This is a genomic window from Prevotella sp. E9-3, from assembly GCF_022024015.1.
In the GTDB taxonomy this organism is placed as follows: Bacteria; Bacteroidota; Bacteroidia; order Bacteroidales; family Bacteroidaceae; genus Prevotella.
Genome location: NZ_CP091786.1, coordinates 2,406,344 through 2,428,932, shown reverse-complemented (window position 1 = coordinate 2,428,932; position 22,589 = coordinate 2,406,344). Strand labels below are relative to the sequence as shown.

The following is a 22,589-nucleotide window of genomic DNA, read 5'->3' as shown; positions in this document are numbered from 1 at the left end:
CAAATTGTTAATTATAAATTATCTATTATAAAATGGGAAGAGCATTTGAATATCGTAAAGCTACAAAGCTGAAGAGATGGGGCCACATGGCCAAGACATTTACTAAGATTGGTAAGCAGATTGCCATTGCCGTGAAGGCTGGTGGTCCAGAGCCAGAGAACAATCCTGCGCTGCGTGCTATTATAGCTAACGCTAAGCGTGAGAACATGCCGAAGGATAATATCGAGCGTGCCATCAAAAATGCAATGGGTAAAGACCAGAGCGATTATAAGGAAGTTACATACGAGGGATACGGACCTCACGGAATCGCTATCTTCATAGAGACCCTGACCGACAATACTACTCGTACCGTGGGTGATGTTCGTTCGGTGTTCAATAAGTTCAATGGTAACCTGGGTACTCAGGGATCACTGTCGTTCCTTTTCGACCATAAGTCGGTATTTACCTTTAAGAAAAAGGATGGTCTGGATATGGACGAGATGATTCTCGATCTGATTGACTACGGTGTTGAAGACGAGTATGATGAGGATGAGGAAGAGAACAGCATCACCATCTACGCTGATCCTTCAAGTTTCAGTGCAGTACAGAAGCATCTGGAAGAGAATGGCTTCGAAGTTACCGGTGCAGAGTTTACTCGTATTCCCAACGATCTGAAAGACGTTACCGCTGAAGAGCGTGAGACTATCGATAAGATGGTTGAGAAACTTGAAGATTTCGATGACGTTCAGACTGTTTATACTAATATGAAACCAGAGGAAGAAGCATAAGACTGACACGCTTCTTTGATAATTCTATAAAGGGGCACTTCATCGAATGGGGTGCCCCTTTATGAATCAATCATATGCAATGAGAAGGTCCTTGGCAGTTATTCTGGTTTCATTAGCCTGTACATCTTTGTTCGCACAGACGGGCGTAGAACGATTTGTAAGAAAAGTGGGCACGCTAATCGATGCGATGTCGGTCAGAGGTGTTGACCGTCGCTACATTGATGCACCTGAAAAAGCCTGGCAATTCATAGTCAAAGGAAATGCAAACCAGAGTGTAGTATCAATGAAAACAGAGGGCACCATTATGGATGCCTACTACGAAGCTTCACCCTACATGAAGACTGAGCCATCCAGATATATAGGCGTTTGGGCTGGTTATAGAGGTTATGGCTTAGGATATACAGTCAATGTTGCTGGCGATAAAGGTAGCTATTTTACTCTTGGAGCAACAGGTGGTGCTTATGGTATCAGTATTCGTTTTCATTCATTTGATAATGATGCTCCAAATTTCGACCTGTCCAGTGATTTGGTGGGTGAGGAAAACAAGGAGGACTGGAGTCAAGTTCAATTGCGTGACCCAATCAAGGTGCGTACAGTTACTGCTGATGGATATTATTTTTTTAATGGGAAACGCTTCTCTTATGCTGCCGCCTATGACCAGTCGGTGATTCAGAAACGTTCTGCAGGTTCTGTCGTAGCGGGAGCAATGTACTACTATAGTCATATTGACTATGCTGATCATACGAATGGTGATCTGATATATCTGATGCATGGACTGGGACGAGTAAAACTTTGGCAGGCAAGCGTAGGAGTGGGGTATGCTTATAATTGGTCGATTGCTCCTTCGGGCACAAACAGAGAAAATGGTCTGTTAATCAGTATAATGGCTGTGCCAATGGTTACCTTTGTGAATAGAATAAGAACCTATTCCTATTCCACTAATATGGAACAACTAATGACGGACCCAACATTCTGGAATAATGATATTGAAAATGAGGATTGGGACAACTGGTTCTACGATCACATTAAGATTGCACCTCAGGAAGAAAAAACGATAAATAGTAATCCTTCACTTGATATCAATAGTCGTCTGTCACTTACCTACAATTTTGGACGCTATTTCATGAGTGCATATGGACAGTTTCATAATAGTCGCTTCAGTCACAATAAGACCAGTGGCTATCTGAACGACTGGTTCGTAAATGCTTCAATCGGCATAAGGCTATAAAAACAGAAAGGTACTGCGAATCGTATTAAAAGGTACTGCGAATCGTGTTAAAAGGTACTGAGAATCGTATTCAAATAAACGCAAAAAGTATTATCTAAAATGGCAACAAAACATATTCAATACGAGACAACGGGCACGTGCTCGAAACTTATTGACGTAACGGCTGATGAAAATGATGTGATTCAGCAAGTGTTCTTCCTTGGGGGGTGTAATGGTAATTTGCAAGGTGTAAGCAAATTGGTACAAGGACAGAAAATTGATGACGTGATTCAGAAAATCAACGGAATCCGTTGTGGAAACCGTTCTACTTCATGCCCTGATCAATTGTGCCGTGCACTTGAGAGATTAAAGACAGCTCCTTTGGAGTAAAAAAATAAAGTGAAACGTTTGAGTTCTTTTTCCAACCAGACGCTTCACTTTTTTATATATTTCGTTACTGGTAGTCTTCTTTTGTCATTGTTGCATCAAACAGAACCTGCCCTCGCTTAGACTGAGAATGGTAAGTGTACTGGAAACTGTATCCAGCCTCCTTGTAAACACGTGTAGAGGTCTCGTTCTTTAATGCATCGACTAACATTTGGCGCATCGCTTCAGAATCCATTGTACTGTCATTATCCATTTCCCCTGAGAGGGTGTAGTAGTAGTGCAACGTGTGGGTAGAAAGCTCAAAAGCGCAACTATCCATTGTGATTTGTTCACTAAGCATCATAGGACAATTCTTATCGGAATAGTCTTGAAGAGTGCGTAAAGCACGCTGTTCGAGTGACTCCTGGCATGCTGATAATGCGAATAGAGTAGCAGCAAAAAGAATAATCTTCTTCATTGTTTATGAATTTTTGTTGCAAATGTACATAAAAAAAGCTAAAAAGGGAGTGAGGTTGCACCTTTTTTTGTAAATTTGCACTACAATAGCGCAAAATTGTTCATGAACAATATAAGAAATTTCTGTATTATTGCCCATATCGACCACGGTAAATCGACCTTGGCCGACCGTTTGTTGGAACGTACAAAGACCATTCAAGTTACTGAAGGACAGATGCTTGATGATATGGATTTGGAGCGTGAACGTGGTATAACAATCAAAAGCCATGCCATACAAATGGAATATGAGAAGGACGGACAGAAATATATCCTGAATCTTATTGATACTCCAGGCCACGTGGATTTTAGCTACGAGGTGAGTCGTTCTATTGCTGCCTGTGAGGGCGCTCTTCTTGTGGTTGATGCCACACAGGGCGTTCAAGCACAGACCATCTCTAACCTTTATATGGCTATCGACAACAATCTGGAAATCATACCCGTTATCAATAAAATCGACATGCCTTCAGCAATGCCTGATGAGGTTGAGGATGAAATCATCGACCTTATAGGTTGTAAACGCGAAGAAATTCTGCGAGCCAGTGGTAAAACAGGCGAGGGCGTGGAGGATATTTTGGATGCAGTAGTGGATCGTATTCCAGCTCCCGTTGGCAATCCCGATGAACCGCTTCAAGCTTTGATTTTCGACTCGGTGTTCAATTCATTCCGTGGTATTATTGCTTACTTTAAAGTGTTGAACGGCAAAATTGCCAAAGGAGATAAAGTGAAGTTCTTCAACACTGGTATGGAATATGAGGCCGATGAGGTGGGTGTCCTGAAGATGGACATGATTCCTCGCAAAGAATTGGGAACGGGCGAAGTAGGTTATATTATCAGCGGTATTAAGGATGCCAAGGAAGTAAAGGTTGGCGATACTATTACACATGTGGCTCAGCCTTGCGAAAAGGCTATTGAGGGTTTTCAGGAAGTGAAGCCAATGGTATTTGCCGGTGTCTATCCTATTGATCCTACAGACTATGAAAACTTGCGTGCTTCGCTTGAGAAACTTCAATTGAATGATGCTTCACTCACGTTCATGCCAGAGACTTCAATAGCTCTTGGCTTTGGATTCCGTTGCGGATTCCTTGGATTGTTGCACATGGAGATTGTTCAGGAACGATTGGATCGTGAATTTAATATGGATGTAATTACCACCGTTCCTAACGTAACCTATATGTGTTACACCAAACAAGGCGAGGTAAAAGAGGTGCACAACCCATCGGGTATGCCCGATACGGTGATGATCGATCATATTGAAGAACCATACATTCGTGCTAGCATCATTACCGCGGCCGACTATATTGGCCCCATTATGACACTCTGTTTGGATAAGCGTGGCGAGTTGATAGATCAACAATATGTAAGCGGTAACCGCGTGGAACTGCACTTTATGTTGCCTTTAGGTGAGATTGTTATTGACTTTTATGATAAACTGAAGAGTATTTCGAAAGGATATGCTTCGTTTGACTATCATATTGATTCGTTTCGTCCATCGAAACTCATCAAGCTTGATATACTCTTGAATGGTGAACCCGTCGATGCACTCTCTACGCTGACCCATCAGGACAATGCGGTGACCTTTGGTCGTCGAATGTGTGAAAAACTGAAAGAACTTATTCCAAGACAGCAGTTTGATATCGCCATTCAGGCTGCCATAGGCGCCAAAATTATTGCCCGTGAAACGGTGAAACAGGTGAGAAAGGATGTGCTGGCCAAGTGTTATGGCGGTGACGTGAGCCGAAAGCGTAAATTGCTGGAGAAACAGAAACGAGGCAAAAAGCGCATGAAGCAGATAGGTAATGTGGAAGTGCCTCAGAAAGCTTTCCTCGCTGTCCTCAAACTGGATTAATTCCCCCTAGAGTGGTAAAACAAATACTGACAACAGAACTCTAACCACATTTTTTTAATTATAGTAGCTGAATTATGCCAAACCTAAGTTTAACGAGAAGAGACGTGGCCCGCGAACTGGCCAGAAGATACAGCACCATGACCCATGACGAGTTGGATATGCTGGAGAGTGTGATGGTGCCTAAGAAGTTTGCTAAAGGAGAGAAAATTCTTAGCGAAGGTGAAACCTGTCAGAATATCTATTGGATTGTGAAAGGTCTGGTTCGCCAATACTATTATAAGAACAACAAAGACCTGACGGAGTATATGGCCGTTGAGAATACAATAGTAATGAGTATTGAAAGTCTGTTCAAGGAAAAACCCTCTACGCAGATTATTCAGGCACTTGAACCCACGCTTATCTATGCTTTGCCGAAGGCTGAATTGGAGGCTGTAGCTATGAAAAGCGTAAACATTCAGATCCTGTTCCGTAAAATTCTGGAAGAGTCGCTCATTATTAGTCAGCAGCGTGCTGATATGTTGCGTTTTGAAAGCGCTCAAGATCGTTATCAGAAGTTGGTAAAATCATCTCCACAGCTCGTTCTTCGTGCACCGTTGGTTTACATAGCCAGCTATCTGCAAATGACGCCAGAAACGCTGAGTCGCGTGCGTACTGCATCGATTATGGAGGGAAAATAGAATCCAGAAAGTATATTATTAGAAACTACAATAAAAATGGCGAGGTGCTCAATTGAGACCTCGCCATTTTCATTATAGTTGTCCTTTTTGATGGTTCTGTAATTAGAACTTTGCCATTTTAATGGCTACTACGGCACATTCATCACCTTTGTTTCCTAAACGGCCGCCTGCGCGGTCTTTGGCCTGTTGAAAATCATTGGTGGTCAGAAGACCGTAAACCACAGGAATATTATTGGTGGCATTCAGACGTGCTATACCTTCTGTAACTCCCTGACAGATATAGTCGAAATGAGGAGTCTCGCCACGAATCACACTACCCAACACAATCACGGCGTCATAGCCATCGTTTAAGGTCATCTGGCGTGCTCCGTAGATGAGTTCAAATGAACCGGGTACAGTCTTTACATGAATGTTTTCGGGCAATGCACCGTGCTTTTCAAGAGTGTTTACACACCCCTCAAGCAGTGCACCTGTGATTTCAGGATTCCATTCGGCAACCACAATACCGAAGATCATGTTTGAAGCATCAGGTACTGTAGCCGTATTATATTCTGAGAGATTCTTAGTAGCCATTCTTTATAGAATTTCTTTTAATCGATTGGTTCGAGTATCGATTACTCAGAAACACGCTCAATGTATTCGTCAATGTTCTGATACTGCATTGACTGGAAGTACTTCTCTTTTACTTGTTTGTACAATTTCAGAGCCTCGGCCTTCTTATCCTGTTTCTCCAAAATCTGTCCGGCTTGGATGAGGAAGGTTGGAGAGAGTGAATTGTTATCGGCTTTTTCGGCAGCCTTAACCAGTGTGCTTACTGCTTTATCCAACTGGTCAAGGTGTGCATAAGCATTGCCTAAAGCACCAAGAGCAGCAGGTGAAATCATCTTGTCGTCAGCACCGTCAAACTTCTCAAGGAAGGTTGCTGCGTCCTGCCAGTTGTCAAGATTGGCATAGCAAAGTCCTGCATAGAGGTTTGCCAAGTTGCCTGCATCTGTTGAACTGTACTCGCTGGCAATCTGAAGGAAACCTACATTGCCCAGGCTGTCGCCGTTCAAAGCCAATTCATAGCTTCCGTTCTGGAAATTCTCTTGGCATTTTGCAAGGGCTATGCTTGCCTTTTGTTCGTTGGGTTCAGAAATGTAGGTTTTGTAACAAATAATGCCACCTACGATTACTACGATAGCTGCAACACAGCCAATGATAGCGTTCTTGTACTGGAGGAACAATGCCTCGCTCTTGTTCAATGACTCCTCCATAGAAGGAGCAGCCTGATTATTAGTTTTTTCTGCCATTATTAATTAATGTTTTTAGTTTTATCTTTTCATGCTACTTAAATGTGCTTTATCAGAGTGGAAAAAACACACTTTTGCGCCGCAAAATTACTTAATTTATCGCATATAATGAAATTTATTGTCTACTTTTTTTGTTTTTCCTATTTAAAATCTTTGTTTTGTTCTTGCATAATCGTACCTTTGCAGAAAAATTATCGCGCTTGATGATACTCGACAGACTCTCTATACTGAATTATAAGAATATAGCTGAGGCAACCCTTCAGTTGTCGGCCAAGTTCAATTGTTTTATTGGACATAATGGTGCAGGAAAGACGAATGTGCTCGATGCAATTTATTTCTTGTCGTTTTGTCGTTCAGCATATACGGCACAGGACTCACAGGTGATAAAGCATGAGGAACCATTCTTTGTGTTGGAGGGAGACTACGTGGAAAATGCTGATGACCAAGCAATTTCAATTTATTGTGGAATGAAGCGTGGTACAAAGAAGCAGTTCAAACGTGACAAGAAGGCTTATCGCCGTTTATCAGAGCATATAGGATTGATTCCCATTGTAATGATTGCGCCTGCCGACACTTTGTTGATTGAAGGAGGCAGTGAAGAGCGTCGTCGATTGATGGATGTGGTTATCTCGCAGTTCGATCGTTCGTATATAGATACGCTGAATCGTTACAACAAGGCTTTACAGCAGCGTAATACGATGCTAAAGATGGAAGATGCAGAACCAGACCCAGAGGTGTTGGGAATTCTGGAAGAGCAGATGGCCGTGGAAGGTGAAGCAATCTATCGTCAGCGAAATGATTTAGTAGAGCAGTTGGTTCCTTTGTTCCAGCAGTACTATACTATTATTTCTGGCAATAAAGAACAAGTTTCTCTCAGTTATCAGTCCCATTGTCAGCGTGGCCCTCTTCTTGATGTGATTCGTCGTGACCGTATGAAAGACCGCGTAGTAGGTTACTCGTTGCATGGGGTTCATCGCGACGATCTCGAGATACTTCTCGATGGTCATCCTATGCGGCGTGAGGGCTCGCAAGGTCAACAGAAGACATTTGTAATAGCTTTGAAGTTGGCACAGTTCGCATTTCTTAAACAAACAGGCACAAAGACAATGCCATTACTGCTTCTCGATGATATTTTCGATAAACTTGATGCTACTCGTGTAGAGAAAATAGTTCAACTTGTGTCTGGTGATGGCTTTGGACAGATTTTTATTACTGATACGAACCGAGATCACCTTGACCAAATCTTGCAACAGGGACATTTCGACTATCGGCTCTTTCATGTAGAAGATGGAGAGGTTAAGAGTTAGGAGCCTTTACAGGTATAGTTTTTATGTGATGAGTCACTTTTTGTTGAGTAGAAAAACTAATAATAATGTTTAGACGTGATGTGCAGTCCATTAAGGACTTGATTATGAAAAACCTGCGTATGCAAGGTCTGGAGACTCCTTTGCTTCAGAAACGGCTTGTAGAATCGTGGCCAAAGGTAGCAGGTGAAGTGATTGCTCGCTATACTACAGGAGTGACTATTTATAATCAGACTCTCTTCGTGCGAATCAGTGTACCTGCTCTTCGTCAGGACCTTAGCATGCGTAGAATGGAATTTGTCCAAAAACTCAACGAATACGTGGGGGCCCAAGTAATTACCGATATCAAGTTTAATTGATTCTTTTGGCCTAGTCAATAATAATATACCCCCGAAAGCTTCCTAGCTTTCGGGGGCATCTTTTTTGTGATAATATCTCTTTTTCTTGAATAAACAAATCTTATTCAAGACCAAGACTCTGTTTGATAGCTTCCACTTTCTTCTTGGCTTCAGCTACACAAGCGGGATAGTCTTCAGCATTTTTCAGCAGTCCCTTAACTTCAGTATAGAACTTAATTTTGGGCTCAGTACCGCTAGGACGTACGCTTACCTTCGTGCCATCTTCACAGAACCACTGAAGTACGTTGGAAGTGTCAGGCATGTCAAGTTTAGACACGTTTCCTTCTCCATCAGTAGCTGTCAGAGCTTGGAAGTCCTTGGTGCAAATAATCTTGCTACCAGCAATGGTCTTCGGAGCCTTATTACCACGGAAATCAACCATCATCTGTTTGATCTCGTCAGCGCCAGTCTTGCCAGGACGAACAACATTGATGGTATGCTCATAGCTGAAACCGTACTCCTTGTAGATGTTCAACAGCAAATCGTAAAGAGTCATACCGTTGTCCTTAGCCCATGCTGCAATCTCACAAATCAAGCAGATAGAAGCAGGGGAGTCCTTGTCACGAACCTTGTCGAATGGCAGGAATCCAAAGCTCTCCTCACCGCCACCAATATATTTCTGCTTACCTTCAGAGATACGGATCTCATTGGCAATCCACTTGAAGCCTGTATAGCAGTCGCGCAGTTCTACACCGTTTTTCTTTGCAATCTCAGCAATAACCTCGGTAGTAACGATAGTCTTTACAAGGAACTCGTTGCCCTTCAACTGACCAAGCTTCTTCTTGTTGGCAATGATATACCAGCAGAACATCATGCAGGTTTGGTTACCATTCAGAATTTCCCATTCACCCTTTGCATTGCGGCAAACGATAGCCAGGCGGTCGGCATCTGGGTCAGATGCTATAACAAGGTCGGCATTCAGGCGTGTACCCAGTTTCATGCCAAGGGTCATAGCCTCTGCATTCTCAGGGTTAGGGCTTACCACAGTGGGGAAGTTTCCGTCTATAACCATCTGTTCAGGCACAACATGTATATTCTGGAATCCCCATGAGCGGAGAGCCTCAGGAATAATTACACGGCCAGTTCCATGCATAGGAGAGTAAACGATGTTCAGATCCTTCTGGCGCAGAATAACCTCCTGGTCAACCATTGCTTCTTTAACAGCCTGTAGGTAGTCCCAGTCCATCTCGCCACCGATGATGTCAATAAGTTCCTTGTTGCCTTCGAACTTCACATCTTCGATCTTGACCTTATTCACTTCGTCAATGATGCCTTTGTCGTGTGGAGCCAATACCTGGGCACCGTCGTCCCAATATGCTTTGTAGCCATTGTATTCACGAGGATTGTGAGAAGCGGTAACATTTACGCCGGCCTGACAACCTAACTGACGAATAGCAAACGAAATCTCTGGGGTAGGGCGCAGACTCTCAAAAAGGTACACCTTGATGCCATTAGCAGAGAAAATGTCAGCAACGGTCTCGGCAAACATACGTCCATTATTACGGCAATCGTGTCCCACTACAACACTTGGCTGAATGTTAGGGAAAGCTTTGTTGATGTAGTTTGCAAAACCTTGGGTGGCCATACCTACAATGTATTTGTTCATGCGGTTGGTTCCAGCACCCATGATGCCGCGCAGACCGCCTGTGCCAAACTCCAGATTTTGGTAGAAAGCATCAATAAGGGCAGTCTTGTCCTCATTGTCTAACATGGCCTGTACTTCCTTACGAGTCTCCTCGTCGAAAGCAGGAGTAAGCCATTGTTTGGCAATCGCCTCACATTTGGCAATAAGTTCGTTATTTTCCATAATTGTTATAGAATTAAATATGTTTTGATATTATATGTTCATATTGTACACAAAGATACGAATTATTGCTGAATAACTGTTGTCATAATTCCTGTTTTTTTGTTTTTTAACAGGCATGCCTACTGTTTCAACAATCGGTCTATCTCGTCAAATTGCTTGCCCATATTCAGGTTGAAATAGATACGATAAAGCGGAGATCCCCATTTTTCCAATTCTTTTGGTGCCAATCGGCGGTATTGTTCCATATAAGGGAGAGCCTCCTGATATAATTGGCGAATCTTTTTCTTATCCTTTCGTTCGTTCAACTCAAGAGCAAGGTTGATGTAAGACGTGCCTGCATTAAAATATACTTCTGCCAATTCTGGGCAGAATGAGAGTAGTCGTTTACATACATCAATGCAGTCCTGATAACGTCCTAAGCGGAGCAAGATCGTCGATTTTGCAAAGTAGTACAAACTACACGTATCACAAGCTTCAATAGCCTTATCTGTTACCTGGAGCGCTTTCTCCAGTTCACCTTCTTGGCTATACGCATCTATGAGTCTTGGAAAGAAATAACTGAATGTGGGATAGCGGTTGAATCCTTCTTCTAATGCTTTGACATATAGTTCTTTGTCGTTAAGCCAACGCCGGGCTTCAGCAATGTACTGCAGGGTGAAGTTTGCCTTGGCTGAATCGTTGAGAGCCATGTGGCGATGGCGCAGTGTGAGTACGGCATCATTCATCTTGTAGGCAGCATAGGTAGCCCAATATGCGGCCTCCTTCATTTTATTGTCTTTGTGTAGATAGTCACGACCTGTAAACAGAGGCTGGTTGTCACAATCAATGTATTGCTCAAAATATTCGTATGCCGTTTGATACTCACCTTTACGAAGGTGGAATGTACCGGCATTAAACAGGTTTGGCCGATAGACATTCAGAATTTCTGCATGCTTTTGTCGGTATTCTATATCTACACGTCCTTTTTTGTCTGGGCGCATATCAATAGAGTCAAGTGTCTCTAAGATGGTGAACATTCGACGGTTCAAATTGAAAAAAGCTGCGGTATCCTGATTCTGTTTCAAGTACAGCCGTTCATTTGCCTGATTGTATTGACCACGTACGGCCTCAAACCAAAGCAAATAAATCTTTTCGTTATCCTTGTTGGTTGAATCTTTCAGAAGGCCTTTCATCAGTTCTTCGGCTCTTCCATAGTCGTTGCCACTCTTAATGATAGACCGTGCCTGACTGAGCTCTTTCTTCTGAGCGTTGGTCAGACACGGTGTTATCAGTAGTATGAGTAGCAAAGCAGTTGTTAGTTGCTTTGTCATTTAAAGTCTATAATAATTCTACTTTTTTACTGATTGATGAGTTTTTCCATCTCGTCTGCCTTGGCCTTGTTGTCAAGAGCATAGTAGATCTGATAGAGAGGATAAGCCCACTTCACTTTCTCGGCTGTTGGGTCGAGTTCACGAGCGCGCTCCATGAATGTCAATGCCTCGGCCAGCACAGCTTTCACCTTGTCGGCATCAGCTTTCTTCAAACCGCCAGTGTTCTTGTCGGCCAGCTCGTCTTTCAAGGTGATAGCCTTTGAGTTCAGACAAACGCCAGCATTGAACACGCACTGAACAAATTCAGGATCAATTTCAATAGCCTTCTTGTATGACTCTACAGCTGCATCCCACTTGCTCTGGTTCATTTCTACCTCACCTTTGAGGGCCCAAGCCATTTTGTTCTGAGCGTTCATGGCAATTTCCTCTTCAGCCCAAGCCATCATGGCAGGCATATTGTTTGCACGGGTATAGTATTCCATCAGCAGGTTGAAATAGCGCTCCTCTGAAGGTTCCTGTTTATGCAGGTCTTTCAGCATGTTAACGTAGGCTACTGAGTCCTCCTTGGTTTTCATTGATTCTTTCTTGGAGAACAGCAGAATCTCCATAGCCTCGCCTGCCTTTGATGGATCCTCAGCAGTTACCTGAGCAAACTTCACAGCCTCTGGATAATTATGCATCTGGTATGCCAGAATAGCAGCATAGTAGGCAATATCATAGTAGAAAGGATCTTTGGGGAAGTCTTTCACATCCTTAAAGATAGAAGATTCCTTCATTTCCAGATAACTCTTCCATGCTTTAAGGGCATTATCATTGTCCTTACGGTTCTGATAAAAATACTGACCAGCCTGAACCAGTGCTACACCAAAAGTCTTATACTTGGTCTGGGCGGCTGAGCGGTACTTCAGTTTCACCTTTCCTTTTGCATCAGGCAACTGGTCGAACTCATCACATTTCAGAACGGCATCCCAAGCAGCCAATGCTGCAGTGTGCATGCCAAGTGTATCGAAAGCGGCCTTGTTTACTACGCTTTCCATTTCTTTTTTCTGTATTTCTGAGTATTTACCGTGCATAATCTCACTCTGGAGGTTCCATGCGGCTTCCTTGTCAGTAGTCTCGTTAGAGGTCAATGCGGGAGCCAAGGTCTGGGCGGCCTGGTCAAATTCTCCCTTGCCCATCAATTTCTTAGCATCCTTTACCAGAATGTCCTGTCCGAAGGCCGTTGTGGCAGCTGCTGCCATTAAGGCCATCATCATCATTTTTTTCATGTTTGTATTCATTTTGGTTAAACAATTATTGTTCGTTGTTCTCGGGTGTCTCAGGGGCTACAGTGTTTTCTGAATCCTCTGAAACTTCTGTTTCAATTTCTTCAGCCTCGATATCCTCATCGGTTGAACTCATCACCTTGCACACAGAAGCAATTGTGTCGTTCTTCTTTGTCAGGTTGATGAGGCGAACACCCTGTGTTGCACGTCCCATAACGCGTACGTCAGCAACCTTCAGACGAATCAGAATACCACTCTTGTTGATAATCATGAGGTCGTTCTCGTCGGTCACAACCTTGATGGCTACCAGACGGCCGGTCTTCTCGGTGATGGCCAAGGTCTTCACGCCCTTAGTGCCACGATTCGTCTTACGGTAGTCTTCAATATCGGTACGTTTTCCGTAACCATTTTCTGATACTACCATGATTGTTTCTGTCTGAGGATCGTTCACGCAAACCATGCCTACCACCTCGTCGTCACCTTCATCGACGCGCATGCCGATAACACCTGTAGAAACACGACCCATAGTACGGATCTGGTCTTCGTTGAAGCGTACTGCACGACCATTTCGGTTAGCCAATACAATCTCGTTGCTGCCATTCGTCAGACGTACGCCTACCACCTGGTCGCCCTCATTGATATTGATGGCAATCACACCGGCAGCACGCACATTCTTATACTGATTCAGACAAGTCTTCTTAACAATACCCTGTTTGGTAGCGAATACTACGTAATGGCTGTTCAGGAATTCCTCGTCGTTGAAGTTCTTGATGCGCAGTACGGCATTGATAGCATCGTCTGGCTCAATGTTCAGCATGTTCTGGATAGCACGGCCCTTCGAGTTCTTGTCGCCTTCAGGAATTTCATAACACTTCTGCCAGTAGCAGCGGCCCTTCTGGGTGAAGAACAATAGCGTGTTATGCATTGTGGCAGGATAGATGTATTCTGTGAAGTCGTTATCACGATGGCGTGCAGCCTTAGCACCTACACCGCCACGAGCCTGCTCATGGAATTCAGAAAGCGGCGTGCGCTTGATGTAGCCCATGTGGCTGATGGTGATTACAACAGGATCGTCTGGATAGAAATCTTCAGCGTTGAACTCATGGTCAAATGGAATGATCTCTGTCTTGCGCTCATCGCCGTATTTCTCTTTAACTTCGTTCAGGTCATCTTTCATCACCTGTTTGCAACGCTCGGGATTGTTTAGAATCTCTTCCAAATCAGCAATCAGCTTCATCAAGTCGTCGTACTCCTGATGCAACTGGTCCACACGCAGACCCGTCAACTGGCTCAGACGCATGTCAACGATAGCCTTTGACTGAAGCTCATCCAGTTCGAAGCGTTTCTCCAGGTTGCGCTGGGCATCGGTAGGAGTAGCCGACTGGCGGATGATGTGAACAACCTCGTCAATATTGTTTACGGCAATGATCAAGCCTTCCAAAATGTGGGCACGCTCCTGGGCTTTCTTCAGGTCGTATTGTGTGCGACGGATGGTCACCTCGTGACGGTGGTCAATGAAGTAGCGGATACAGTCGCGCAGACTCAACAAGCGTGGGCGCAGACGAGTACCGTCTCCTGTCTTAATGGGCACCAGGGCAATGTTGTTCACAGAGAACGAACTTTGCAGTGCTGTCATCTTGAACAGCTTGTTCAGGATTACGTTCGCATTAGCGTCGCGTTTGCAATCTACTACGATACGCATACCCTGACGGCCGGATTCGTCGTTTACATTCGAAATTCCCTCAATCTTGTGCTGTGTGGCAAGATCGGCAATATAAGCCACCAAATCAGCTTTGTTTACACCGTAAGGAATCTCTGTTACTACGATCTTGTCGTGCTGCTCGCCACTTTCAATCTCAGCTTTCGCCCGCATAACAATTCGGCCACGACCTGTCTCATAGGCATCTTTCACGCCCTGCAAACCATAGATGTAAGCACCTGTGGGGAAGTCAGGACCTGGGATATACTGCATCAGACCTTCGGTGTCTATATCGGGGTTGTCAATGAATGCACAGCAACCGTCAATCACCTCACCCAGATTGTGGGTTGGCATGTTGGTTGCCATACCTACGGCAATACCATTACCGCCATTCACCAGGAGGTTAGGAACTTTGGTAGGCATCACGCTGGGCTCCACCAAAGTGTTGTCGAAGTTAGGATCCATATCCACGGTATCCTTCTCCAGGTCGTCCATGATGTGTTCACCCATCTTTGACAGGCGGCACTCGGTATAACGCATGGCGGCAGGAGAGTCACCGTCGACAGAACCAAAGTTTCCTTGTCCATCTACCAATGTGTATCGCATGTTCCATTCCTGTCCCATGCGAACCAGGGCACCATAAACTGATGAGTCGCCGTGGGGGTGATACTTACCTAATACTTCACCTACCACACGTGCGCACTTCTTGTGCGGCTTGTCGCTTGTATTTCCAATGCCCATCATGCCATATAGAATACGGCGATGTACAGGCTTAAATCCATCACGAACATCAGGAAGGGCACGAGCCACAATCACCGACATTGAATAGTCGATGTATGATGACTTCATTTCTTCCTCAATGTTGATTTTAAGAATTCTGTCGTTGTCGAACGTCTGATCCATTATAAATTTTAGTTTGTTGTTTTGAGAAGGAAATTGCGTTTAAGGCCATTTTTAGCCCCGCTGACGCGTTTTCCTGCTTTTGTTTCAGCATACAAAAGTAATATTTTTTTTGCGAGAAACAAAAGTATTTAAGCAATTTTAAAGTATTGCAGGATGCGCCTGAATTTGGCACTATTCAAACAAGTGTCCAATCTCGCTGATCTCGTCCTCGTCAAACCAGTCTGCGAGTTTTGTCTTGGCGCGTTCCTGTACCTCAGGATCAATGTCCGACCATACCTTTTTTAATACGTATATGAGTACAGCCAGATCGTCTGTCAGACCTACAATGGGAATGGCATCAGGGATCACGTCGAGCGGACTGATCAGGTATCCTAATGCACCGATGATGATAGCTTTGTCCTTTACGTTTATCTTGTCGCTCTGCAAGGTATAATAAAGGATGAGAGCTGCATAGACCAGTTTACTACCGGCACGCTTAGCTACGCGAGAAATTTTCTCAACAAAGTCGTTCTGCGAGAATTTGTTGGCATAACTCATAAAATCGGGTAATTCCATATTCTTCTTGTTTTTTAGTTTTGATTGATTCTGATAATTCTAATTCCTGTGTGTGAGGGGTGCTTCGAAAGGTATTGTCCCATGGTCATTGGCTCAAGCACCACTTTCTTGTGTATCTGTGAAGCGTTCAGCAGATGAAGTCCATCGTTCTTCCATACTGCAAAGCCAAGATGGGCAATATCCAATCCCTTTTTTTTGCTGGTAATGGCTATGATGTCACCGTCTTTCACAACAGCACGTAGTGCGGCGGTATTCTTCACCTGATTTTTGGGAATGTAGCGGTAGTGCTTTCCTGTCATGGCATGTTCTTGTTTTGCAATCTCCTTTATATATTCGGGGTGAGCTTTCAAGGCGTCGTAGGCGTTGGGGTGAAGACTCATGTAGTTGAGCTTTAATTGCTGTATAGCTGTAAAAGGCGCAACATACTTTTGCTTTTCATTGACAAATCCCATTTTCGTGTTGTCTTCTATCCAATCACTAAAATAGTGAATACGCGAGGAATATCCGTCTATAATGCCCTGACGGTAACGCAGTTTTTGAAGAACCTCACAGTAATCGGCAAAAGTATGTTTCCCGTTTATAACACATAGGGTGAGAGCTACAACCGTTTCTGTAAACGTAGTGCAGTCCAACTGACGTGTGTTCACCACCAGTTGCTCTGGATCGTTCCCCTCAAGGGTATGAGCCACATAAGGGCGCCCGATAAAATAGTTGGCAAAATAGAGGGTCGATGACTTTCCGTCTTTTAGCAATGAAACTATTTCCGCACTGTCCGAGGAATTGTACTTTACCTGCTGTAACCTTTGCTGTAAAGATATTGATGTCTGAGGTGCTTCCTGTGCGAAAGCTCCAGTACAGAAAAGTGAGGTCAGTATCAGTAGTAATAGTTTCATTTCTTATCTTTATATTTCTTTTTCAGTCCGAAGTTGTAGCCCACATACAGATTCATGCTGCCAAACGTGTTATTCGTGGCAAAACGCGATTCCAAGTAGTAATTGGAATGAACAATGGCACTGAGTCCTGCATACCACTTCGTGTTGTTATACACCAAACCGAATCGGCCGATAAAGTAGGGACTTATCTTAGTCAGTGAGAACCGTTGTTCCTCACCTTTTTCTTCGGTCTTTCCCTTACTCTGCTTGTAGGCCACAGCCACCTGTCCGCTTCCGCTGAGCAACCAGTTCTTTGCAAACACCCAGTTGTAGGCATATCCGCCAGAGATACCGATGTTATAATATTCTGCCTTCTTAAACATGAATCCGGAGTCAAGCTTCACTTCCTGCTCAGGTATATGTTCGTCAAGCAACTTCTGCAACTTATCGTAGTCGAAATCAAGCGAGTTGTGAGTGAATCCTATTCCCGCCAACCATGATCCGCAACTGATTTTCTGGCAAGTGCTTTGAGCAAAGGCGGCAGGGTAGGAGAAATGCCCATGGTTGAAGATGTAGTAGAGATCGGCTCCTGCAACACCCACTTTCAGTCCGTCGAAAGGTAGGTCTTCAAAACGTTGATGCTGGTCTTGGTCTTTTATGTGCACATTGCGCAGTTTGTAGTCGCTTCCCGTTCGTCTGTAAAACAGGTCAATGCCTATTTGCGAACTGTACAGACTCAGGTCTATCTCGGTCTTCGTCTTGTCGTAAGTACTATGGCCCAGTGTGAAGGCATAACCGCCGAAAAACCATTTCCATCCTACGTATGGTCCTAATTTCACCATGCCGTCGTTGGCAAAGCTGATTGACTGGCCATCGCGGATACCACTTCTCAGTGTGTAATAGTCGTAGGTATAGGTGCCCTGCAGCATTACTGTGAATAGGTAGTGTTGAGGTTCTATATAGGCCGTGTCCAAACGGTCAAATCCTCTGATGATACGTCTTATCAGTCCTATTTTCTTTGGTTGTTCTTCCTGTATAAGTGCTGTTGTGTCTTCAATAGACTCGTATGCTGGTTCTTGCGACTTGGCCGAAAGTGGCAACAGTATCAGACTGAGTGAAATAAATGCTTGTAATACAACTTTCATTTCTTTCAGTTCAGAATTTACCAAGAATACGGTCCATAGCCCAGTTTACAGGTGTTGCCGATACGCTGGTACAAGAGCATACAGCCAATCCCTGAATATGTTCGATAACGTTTTTGATGAGAGGATACTGCACATAGGGCGGATTGGGAACGTTGATTGTCTGAGTACCTTCGCTGGTGTGCAGAATAATGGGCTCGTAGTCAAATACTGAAAAGCGCAATGATCCAAGATTACCGATGAGTTGGATACTGTCTTCACGAGCCGATTCATGAGCCACAAAGCACCACGACCCAGAGCCTGGGAGTCCGTTCTCAAAACGGAAAATAGCGCTCACAGAGTCTTCAGCTGTATAGATATGACCGCGGTTGGCGCAGATTCCCCTGGCATCGAGAATGATACCGAACATTTCCTGTAGCAGGTCCAGCTGGTGGGGAGCTAAGTCGTAGAAATATCCGCCTCCGGCAATGTCGGGCTGGAGTCGCCAGGGCAGATTCTCTGCATGAGCATAGTCAAGTTCGCGTGGAGGAACGGCAAAACGTACCTGCACGTTTATCACCTCACCAATGATGCCTTGGTTCACAATTTCCTTTACCTTCTGGAAGTAGGGTAGATATCTGCGGTAATATGCCACGAAACAAGGAACACCCGTTTGCTCGCTGATACGGTTCACACGTGCACATTCATCATAGCTGGCAGCCAGTGGCTTCTCTACATATACAGGTTTTCCGGCTTTCATGGCCATGATGGCAAAGGTTGCATGACTGGATGGGGGAGTAGCCACGTAAATTGCATTCACTTCTGGATCGTCAATGAGTTCCTGGGCATCTGTGTACCATCTTGGTATATTGTGGCGTTCTGCATAGTGACGTGCCTTTTCTTCTGAACGGCTCATCACAGCAACTACACTCGAACCTTCCACTTCAGCGAAGGCAGGACCGCTTTTCTTCTCGGTCACCTCACCACAGCCTATAAAACCCCATTTAACGATTTTCATTCAAAAAATATACCTTTGCATCAATGTTATACACGATGCAAAGGTACAAAAGAGTTGGGAGTTAAGAGTGAGGAGTTGTATTTTTTTTCTAAATGGTTAATTATATTTAACTCCTAATTATACATGTATCTCTTAATGCTCTTCTTTGGCGTTTTTTCGAATTCTTCTTGGAAAATCTCAACTTCCGATATCTTCTCGTAGGCAGGCAGCTGCTGATTCAGCGTGTTGCGATTCTGTTCCATGATGTTCTCAATGTCTTTTTCCGAGAAGTTCATGCTGCGAGCTTCATCTAAGTCTGGATGAACCAGTGCCACCAGCTTGTTCTCACGCTGTACTACAATGCTTTCTACTACCATTGGCATGGAATTGAGCTTGTCTTCAATCTCTTCAGGATAGATATTCTGGCCATTAGCACCCAAAAGCATGTTCTTGCAACGGCCGTTGATGAATACGTTGCCTTCGGCATCCATGGTGCCCAAGTCTCCAGTGTGGTACCATCCATCCTTGTCGATGGTCTGTTTTGTTGCCTCGTCGTTCTTGTAGTAGCCTAACATCACGTTCAGTCCACGTGCCAGAATCTCCCCGGGAACTTTAGCAGGATCGTTGGAGTCTATTTTTACCTCCATGTGCAGCACAGCGCGTCCACATGAGCCGGGAGCAAAGGTGTGCCAGTCTGAATAACAGATAATCGGCGCACATTCCGTAGCACCATAGCCCACGGTGTATGGGAAGTTCATGCGATGAAGGAATTGTTCCACTTCCTGATTGAAAGCAGCTCCGCCAATAATTACTTCGTAGATCTTGCCACCGAAGGCTTTTATCACCTCCTGACAAATCATCTCGCGCACCTTCTTGGATATGACTGGCATGCCCAACAGGAGTCGCATGCGGTTGTTCTGTATTTTGGGGAATACCTTCTTGCGGATGATTTTCTCAATCACCAGTGGTACGGCAATGATAATCTTCGGCTTGATATCGGCAAAGGCCTGTGCAATGATAGCTGGCGATGGCGTACGGTTCAGGTAGTACACATGACATCCGTGCAGGAACTCGTAGATAAACTCAAAGGCCATGCCATACATGTGAGCCATTGGCAGGATAGAAATGACGTTGTCGCCCTTCTCCACAGTCTTGCCCAATACGTCACAGGCAAAGTCATAGTTCGACCACAGAGCGCGATAAGGAATCATTACGCCCTTTGAAAAACCTGTTGTACCGCTGGTGTAGTTGATAAGGGCAAGCTCGTCAGGACTTTGCTCGTGATAATAGCTCACGTGCTCTTTGCGGAAGTATTTGGGGTATTTCTTTCCGTACAGTTCGTTTAGATGTTCGCGGGCATAAGTCAGTTTGTCTGTGCGACTCACTATAAGCGAGTAGTCGGTATTACTGATGATGCCTTCCAAATGTGGCATCTGCTGTGGGTCAATAATAGTGCCAACGTGATCACCTACAAAAAGGATGCGAGCGTCAGAATGGTTCACAATATTGTGAATCTGGTCGGCCATAAACTCATGAAGGATAGGCACAGCAACGGCGCCGTATGTCAGAGTAGCCAGGAAAGCGGCAGCCCACTGACTGCTGTTTCTTCCGCATAAAGCAATTTTGTCGCCTTTCTGAATGCCTGAATTCTCAAACAGAATGTGCAACTTCTCTATCTTGCGGGCTACATCGTGGTATTGTAAAGTTTGGCCTTTATAGTCGGTCAGTGCATTAGCGTCCCAGTTATTGATGACGCTCTGTTCAATCAACTCATTAAAACTTGGTATCTTTTCCATAGTTTAAGCTTGATAAAGGTATCTTTTGATGCTCTTCTTTGGAGTCTTCGCAAACTCCTCGTTGTGCAACTTTATTGATGTGATACGACTATAGGCAGGCAACTGCTCGTTGATGTCGTGACGATTCTGCTCCATGATGCTTTCCAGCTCCTCATGGGTGAAATTCATCAACTCATCTTGGTCGGGGTACACCAATGCCACCAGTTTCTCACCATCCTGAACCACCACGCTCTCAGCAATCATAGGCATTGAGTTCAGCTTGTCCTCGATTTCCTCGGGGTATATGTTCTGACCATTGGCACCCAGTAGCATATTCTTGATGCGGCCACGGATAAAGATGTTTCCATCTGAATCCATTGTGCCTAGGTCGCCTGTGTGGTACCATCCGTCTTCGTCAAGAGCCTCTTTGGTGGCTTCTTCATTCTTGTAGTAGCCCAACATTACATTAGTGCCTCGTGCCAGAATCTCACCAGGTATGTTGCGTGGGTCGTTGCTGGCTATGCATACCTCCATGTGGTCGATAGCTTTTCCGCACGATCCGCTCACAAATTCGTGATAGTCACGATAGCTTATCAGTGGCGAACACTCAGTGGCACCATATCCTACTGTGATGGGGAATCCTATAGACATGAGGAACTGTTCCACCTCTTTCGACAATGGAGCTCCACCCACAATCACCTCATAAGCTTTTCCGCCAAATGCTGCATACACCTGTTCGCAGATTTTCTCTTTCACCTTTTTCGAAATGACAGGCATTGAAAGAAGCAGTCTCATGCGGTTGCTTTGAATGATTGGGAATACTTTCTTGCGAATAATCTTCTCGATAATCAACGGAACCGAAATCACAATGGCCGGCTGAATATCAGTGAAGGCCTTAGCAATAAGGGTGGGCGATGGCAAACGGTTCAAGAAGAACAGGTGGCTTCCGTTGCAGAAACCAAACAGGAACTCGATAGAAAGACCGTACATGTGAGCCATCGGCAGAATATCAAGCACGGGTGAACCTGATGGGATAAACTCTCCCAGGCGCTTCAGACAGAAATCTACATTACCCCATAGTCCGCGATAGGGCAGCATTACACCTTTCGAGAAACCGGTAGTGCCACTGGTGTAATTAATAAGTGCTAACTCATGGGGTGAATCCTCATGATAGTTAATGTGCTCCTTGCGGAAGTTCTTGGGATATTTCTGACCGAACATATAATTTAAATGTTCGCGTGCGTACGTGAGCGATTCCGACCTCGATTCCATCAGTGAAAAATCGGGAATGTTTACGATTCCCTCAAGATGAGGCATTTCGCTGGGCGTTATCTCCTTGGCTACATAATCGCCGACAAATAACAATCGAGACTCCGAGTGGTTCACGATATTGTGAATCTGCTCAGCGTTGAATTCATGAAGTATAGGTACTGCCACAGCACCATAGGTCAGTGTGGCCAGGAATGTTACAGCCCAATGAGCCGAGTTGCGTCCGCAGATGGCTATTTTGTCGCCTTTCTGCATACCACAATTCTCAAACAGAATGTGCAGTTTCTCTATCTTTCTTGCCACATCGTGGTATTGAAGAGTCTGCCCTTGATAGTCGGTTAATGCGTCAGCATCCCAATTCTTAAGGATGGCTGTTTTGATATATTCGTTAAAACTTGAACCGGTTTCCATTGCACAGAAATCAAAAATTTGTGCAAAGGTAATTTCTTTCCTGCACATCCGCAAATTTTTTGTGCACATTTTTTGTATTAACATGCCATATTTTTTTATTTTTGACAAAATATAGGAATATAGAATAATATTAGTGTGTTTTAGGAGAGTCTTTTTTTTTATTTCAATAATAGATTTATTAGTATTTGTTTTGTGAAATATGAAAAAATGTTTTACTTTTGCAAAATCAAAA

20 protein-coding genes are annotated in these 22,589 nt (G+C 44.3%); 7 read left to right on the top strand and 13 right to left on the bottom strand.

Going from position 1 to position 22,589, the window contains the following annotated elements; all coding sequences use genetic code 11:
• The first annotated feature begins 32 nt into the window (after positions 1–32).
• From L6475_RS09315 to L6475_RS09305, 3 genes are all read left to right on the top strand, one after another.
• The gene (locus L6475_RS09315; RefSeq protein WP_237819324.1) at positions 33–767 is read left to right on the top strand and encodes a YebC/PmpR family DNA-binding transcriptional regulator; all 735 of its coding nucleotides are present in this window, start codon (positions 33–35) and stop codon (positions 765–767) included.
• Between the two features lie 79 nt (positions 768–846).
• A complete protein-coding gene (locus L6475_RS09310) occupies positions 847–1,995 on the top strand; it encodes a DUF4421 family protein (RefSeq protein ID WP_237819322.1) in 1,149 nt (382 codons plus the stop codon).
• Positions 1,996–2,094: 99 nt separating this feature from the next.
• Positions 2,095–2,364: a TIGR03905 family TSCPD domain-containing protein gene (locus L6475_RS09305; protein ID WP_237819320.1), complete on the top strand. Its 270-nt coding sequence runs from the start codon at positions 2,095–2,097 to the stop codon at positions 2,362–2,364.
• Between the two features lie 64 nt (positions 2,365–2,428).
• On the opposite strand, the gene L6475_RS09300 is transcribed toward L6475_RS09305, so the two are convergent.
• A complete protein-coding gene (locus tag L6475_RS09300) occupies positions 2,429–2,818 on the bottom strand; it encodes a lipoprotein (RefSeq protein ID WP_237819318.1) in 390 nt (129 codons plus the stop codon).
• Positions 2,819–2,920: 102 nt separating this feature from the next.
• Between L6475_RS09300 and lepA the strand changes: the two genes are divergently transcribed.
• The gene (gene lepA, locus L6475_RS09295) at positions 2,921–4,702 is read left to right on the top strand and encodes a translation elongation factor 4 (RefSeq protein ID WP_237819316.1); all 1,782 of its coding nucleotides are present in this window, start codon (positions 2,921–2,923) and stop codon (positions 4,700–4,702) included.
• Between the two features lie 74 nt (positions 4,703–4,776).
• Positions 4,777–5,379: a Crp/Fnr family transcriptional regulator gene (locus L6475_RS09290; RefSeq protein ID WP_237819314.1), complete on the top strand. Its 603-nt coding sequence runs from the start codon at positions 4,777–4,779 to the stop codon at positions 5,377–5,379.
• Positions 5,380–5,481: 102 nt separating this feature from the next.
• On the opposite strand, the gene ribH is transcribed toward L6475_RS09290, so the two are convergent.
• Together ribH and L6475_RS09280 are read right to left on the bottom strand one after the other, a co-directional pair.
• Positions 5,482–5,952, bottom strand: a complete 471-nt coding sequence (gene ribH / locus L6475_RS09285; RefSeq protein ID WP_237819313.1) for a 6,7-dimethyl-8-ribityllumazine synthase — start codon at positions 5,950–5,952, stop codon at positions 5,482–5,484.
• Positions 5,953–5,993: 41 nt separating this feature from the next.
• The gene (locus L6475_RS09280) at positions 5,994–6,671 is read right to left on the bottom strand and encodes a tetratricopeptide repeat protein (RefSeq protein ID WP_237819311.1); all 678 of its coding nucleotides are present in this window, start codon (positions 6,669–6,671) and stop codon (positions 5,994–5,996) included.
• Between the two features lie 203 nt (positions 6,672–6,874).
• Here L6475_RS09280 and L6475_RS09275 point away from each other — a divergent pair, with 203 nt between their 5' ends.
• Entirely contained in the window at positions 6,875–7,978 is a 1,104-nt protein-coding gene (locus L6475_RS09275; protein ID WP_237819309.1) for a DNA replication/repair protein RecF, read from the top strand.
• Positions 7,979–8,043: 65 nt separating this feature from the next.
• Complete coding sequence (locus tag L6475_RS09270) at positions 8,044–8,334, top strand: DciA family protein (RefSeq protein WP_237819307.1); 291 nt, start codon at positions 8,044–8,046, stop codon at positions 8,332–8,334.
• Between the two features lie 100 nt (positions 8,335–8,434).
• On the opposite strand, the gene L6475_RS09265 is transcribed toward L6475_RS09270, so the two are convergent.
• From L6475_RS09265 to L6475_RS09220, 10 genes are all read right to left on the bottom strand, one after another.
• The gene (locus L6475_RS09265) at positions 8,435–10,180 is read right to left on the bottom strand and encodes a phospho-sugar mutase (RefSeq protein WP_237819305.1); all 1,746 of its coding nucleotides are present in this window, start codon (positions 10,178–10,180) and stop codon (positions 8,435–8,437) included.
• 119 nt (positions 10,181–10,299) lie between these two features.
• Entirely contained in the window at positions 10,300–11,490 is a 1,191-nt protein-coding gene (locus tag L6475_RS09260; RefSeq protein ID WP_237819303.1) for a hypothetical protein, read from the bottom strand.
• A gap of 26 nt (positions 11,491–11,516) precedes the next feature.
• A complete protein-coding gene (locus tag L6475_RS09255) occupies positions 11,517–12,758 on the bottom strand; it encodes a hypothetical protein (protein WP_237819302.1) in 1,242 nt (413 codons plus the stop codon).
• Between the two features lie 25 nt (positions 12,759–12,783).
• Positions 12,784–15,357 carry a DNA gyrase subunit A gene (gene gyrA / locus L6475_RS09250; protein ID WP_237819300.1) on the bottom strand — a complete coding sequence of 858 codons (2,574 nt, stop codon included), beginning with the start codon at positions 15,355–15,357 and terminating at the stop codon, positions 12,784–12,786.
• Between the two features lie 171 nt (positions 15,358–15,528).
• Positions 15,529–15,912, bottom strand: a complete 384-nt coding sequence (locus L6475_RS09245) for a YkvA family protein (protein ID WP_237819298.1) — start codon at positions 15,910–15,912, stop codon at positions 15,529–15,531.
• A gap of 14 nt (positions 15,913–15,926) precedes the next feature.
• Positions 15,927–16,805: an N-acetylmuramoyl-L-alanine amidase-like domain-containing protein gene (locus tag L6475_RS09240; RefSeq protein WP_237819295.1), complete on the bottom strand. Its 879-nt coding sequence runs from the start codon at positions 16,803–16,805 to the stop codon at positions 15,927–15,929.
• Positions 16,802–17,929: a DUF4421 domain-containing protein gene (locus L6475_RS09235; RefSeq protein ID WP_237819293.1), complete on the bottom strand. Its 1,128-nt coding sequence runs from the start codon at positions 17,927–17,929 to the stop codon at positions 16,802–16,804. The genes L6475_RS09240 and L6475_RS09235 overlap by 4 nt, the downstream gene beginning before the upstream one ends.
• Before the next feature lie 10 nt (positions 17,930–17,939).
• Positions 17,940–18,923, bottom strand: coding sequence for a Gfo/Idh/MocA family protein (locus tag L6475_RS09230; protein ID WP_237819291.1), 984 nt, complete (start codon positions 18,921–18,923; stop codon positions 17,940–17,942).
• 113 nt (positions 18,924–19,036) lie between these two features.
• Complete coding sequence (locus L6475_RS09225) at positions 19,037–20,698, bottom strand: AMP-binding protein (RefSeq protein WP_237819289.1); 1,662 nt, start codon at positions 20,696–20,698, stop codon at positions 19,037–19,039.
• Between the two features lie 3 nt (positions 20,699–20,701).
• Positions 20,702–22,357 carry an AMP-binding protein gene (locus L6475_RS09220; protein WP_237819287.1) on the bottom strand — a complete coding sequence of 552 codons (1,656 nt, stop codon included), beginning with the start codon at positions 22,355–22,357 and terminating at the stop codon, positions 20,702–20,704.
• Between the last annotated feature and the right edge of the window lie 232 nt (positions 22,358–22,589).